Origin of the sequence: Streptomyces synnematoformans (genome assembly GCF_039531005.1) — a bacterium.
GTDB classification, from domain to species: Bacteria; Actinomycetota; Actinomycetes; order Streptomycetales; family Streptomycetaceae; genus Streptomyces; species Streptomyces synnematoformans.
In genome coordinates this window covers 1-3,339 of the sequence record NZ_BAAAPF010000498.1, presented here as the reverse complement: position 1 = coordinate 3,339, position 3,339 = coordinate 1, and the positions used below count along the sequence as shown (strand labels likewise).

1 protein-coding gene is annotated in these 3,339 nt (G+C 76.7%); it reads left to right on the top strand.

The features are described from left to right. Positions 1 to 3,339 (top strand): SDR family NAD(P)-dependent oxidoreductase (locus tag ABD317_RS35035; protein WP_344295700.1); only part of this gene is annotated, 3,339 nt, incomplete at both ends.

Here is a 3,339-nt window from a genome sequence, read left to right as displayed (position 1 = left end):
GCCGGGAGGTACGTCATCGGCGGGTGCCGGTGACGTACGCCTCGCACACCCCCCTGGTCCAACCGCTGGAAGCGGACCTGACGGCACGCCTGTCTGGTATCGAGCCTCAACCGGCCGGTATTCCCTTCTACTCCACCGTCACCGCCGGGCCGGTCGATACCGCCACCCTCACCGCCGACTACTGGTTCACCAACCTGCGCTCTCCGGTCCGTTTCCACCAGACTGTGCAGGCCCTCCTCGCTGACGGCTACGGCCACTTCCTCGAACCCAGCCCCCACCCCGGCCTCCTCACCGCCATCGAGGAAGCCGACGCCGCCGCCGTCACCCACGCCACCCTCCACCGCGACGACGACACCCCCCACCGCCTCGCCCAGGCGCTCGCCCACGCCTACGCCCACGGCCTCCCGGCCACCCTCACCACCACCTCGACCCCGGCCCCCGACCTCCCCACCTACCCCTTCCAGCACCAGCACCTCTGGCTCGCCCCCACCACCCCCACCGCCGGGCACCACCTCTTCCTCAACGCCCCCGTCTCTCTCGCCACCTCCGGCGGCGCCCTCTTCACCGCCGACGTCTCGCTCGCCACCCACCCCTGGCTCGCCGACCACGCCGTCTCCGGCACCGTCCTCCTCCCCGGCACCGCGATGGTGGAGCTGACGCTGCACGCCGCCGAGCACGTCGGCTGCGACCACGTAGAAGAACTGACCCTCTCGGCCCCCCTCCTTCTCCCGGCCACCGGAGCCGTCCACCTCCAGGTCACCGTGGGGCCGCCCGACGACGACGGCCGGCGCAGCCTCGGCATCCACGCCCGCCCGGCCGCCGACGCCGACGACGCGCCGTGGACCCCGCACGCCGAGGGCCTGTTGTCCCGTACGCCCCGCGCCACCCCTGCCCGGCCCGATCTGTCCTGGCCGCCGCCCGCCGACGCCGCCGCCCCCGTCGACCTCTCCGACGGCTACCTGCGCCTCGGCGCCCGCGGGTACGACTACGGGCCCGTGTTCCAGGGCCTCCGGCGGCTCTGGCACGGCGACAGCGACGGCAGCGTCGGCGACGTGACCTTCGCCGAAGTGGCCCTGCCCGACGAGGCCACTGCCGACGCCGAGCGGGCCGGCGTGCATCCCGCGCTGCTGGACGCCGTCCTGCACGCGGTGCTCCTCGGCGCGCAGTCCGACCGCACCCTGCTGCCGTTCTCCTGGTCCGGCGTACGCCTCCACGCGACGCACGCCACCGCCCTCCGCGTACGGGTCACCCGCATCGGCGAGGACGCCGTCGCCCTGGACCTCACCGACCCCGCCGGCGCGCCGGTCCTCACGGTGGACCGGCTGTCCCTGCGGCCCGTGGACGCCGAGCGGCTGCGCGGCGCGGCGGCCGGCGGGCGGCGCGACGGGCTGTACCGGGTGGAGTGGAAGCCCCTCGCGCACGATGCGGCCCCCGCCGACCACCTCGACATCGCCGACCTCTCCGACCTGGCCGCACTGCCCGCCCCCGCCCCGGAGTTCGCGGTGCTCCGTCGGCCCCCGGCCGCCGCCGACGGCGCCTCCGTCCGCGCGTCGCTGGCCCGCGCGCTGGAGCTGGTGCAGGGATGGCTCGGCGACGAGCGGTTCGACGGCTCGCGGCTGGTCTTCGTGACCGGCGGCGCGGTGGCCGTCGAGCCCGGCGACCGGGTCACCGACCTCGCGGGCGCGGCCCTGTGGGGGCTGCTGCGCTCCGCCGAGTCGGAGTTTCCAGGCCGGTTCGTCGCCGTGGACCTCGACGACGACCCCGCCTCCGCGGCGGCGCTCCCCGCCGCCCTGGCCACGGGCGAGCCGCAACTCGCCCTCCGCGCCGGCCGCCTGACCGTCCCCCGCCTCGTCCGCCACACCCCCGACCCGGCCCCGGACACCGACGCCTCGCCCTTCGGCCCCGACGGCACCGTCCTCATCACCGGCGGTACGGGCACGCTCGGCGCCCTCCTCGCGCGCCACCTGGTCACCCACCGCGGCGTACGGCACCTCCACCTCGTCTCCCGCCGCGGCCCCCGCGCCACGCACGCCGACGCGCTGCGCGCCGAACTGGCCGCCCTCGGCGCCACCGTCACCGTCACGGCCTGCGACCTCACCGACCCCGACGCCGCGCGCGAGCTGATCGACGCCGTCTCCGCGACGCGCCCGCTGACGGCCGTCGTGCACGCCGCCGGGGTCCTCGACGACGCCCTCATCACCAACCTCACGGCGGACCACCTGCACGCGGTCCTCGCCCCGAAGGTCGACGCGGCCCTGCACCTCCACCGCGCCACCGCCCACCTGCCCGACCCTCCGGCGCTCGTCCTCTTCTCCTCGACCACCGCCAGCCTCGGCACCCCCGGCCAGGCGAACTACGCCGCCGCCAACGCCTTCCTCGACGCGCTGGCCCACCACCTGCCCCGTACCCGCACGCTCGCCTGGGGCCTGTGGGCGGAGGCCAGCGGCATGACCCGGCACCTGGGCGACGCCGAGCTCCGGCGGATGGCCCGCAACGGCGTGGCACCGCTCGACACGGACCACGCCCTCGCCCTCTTCGACGCGGCCACCACCGCCCCCGCCCTGCGCGCCGAGCCGCCGCACCTCGTCGCCGCCCGCCTCCACCTCTCCGCCTTCGCCGACCGCGCCGGGCCCGTCCCCGCCGTGCTGCGCGACCTCGTCCGGCCGCCCGCCCGGCGGTCGGCCGCCGCGCCGGCGGAGGAGGGGACGGTCGCGTCCCGCTGGGCGGAGCTGCCGGCGGCGGAGCGGGAGCGGGAGGCGCTGCTGCTCGTACGCGAACAGGCGGCGGCCGTCCTCGGCCACGACTCCTCGGCGCCGATCGAACCCGGCCAGACGTTCAAGAGCCTCGGCTTCGACTCCCTCACCGCCGTCCAGCTGCGCAACCGCCTCGCCGACGCCGTCGGCCGGCGCCTCCCCACGACCCTGGCCTTCGACTACCCGACACCGGACGCCCTCACCGCCTTCCTGCTCGGCGAGGACGCCCCGGGCACCGGCTCCCGGCGGCGGGCGGAGAGCGGCGGGGCCGCCGACACGGCGGACGACCCGGTGGTCATCGTGGGCATGGCCTGCCGCTACCCGGGCGGCGTGGCCTCGCCCGAGGAGCTGTGGGCGCTGGTGACGGAGGGCCGGGAGGGCCTGGGCGCGTTCCCCACCGACCGGGGCTGGGATCTCGACGGGCTGTTCCACCCGGACCCGGACCGGCCGGGCACCTCGCACACGCGGGCGGGGAACTTCCTCTACGAGGCGGGGGACTTCGACCCCGACCTCTTCGGCATCTCGCCGCGGGAGGCGCTGGCGATGGATCCGCAGCAGCGGTTGCTGCTGGAGACGAGCTGGGAGG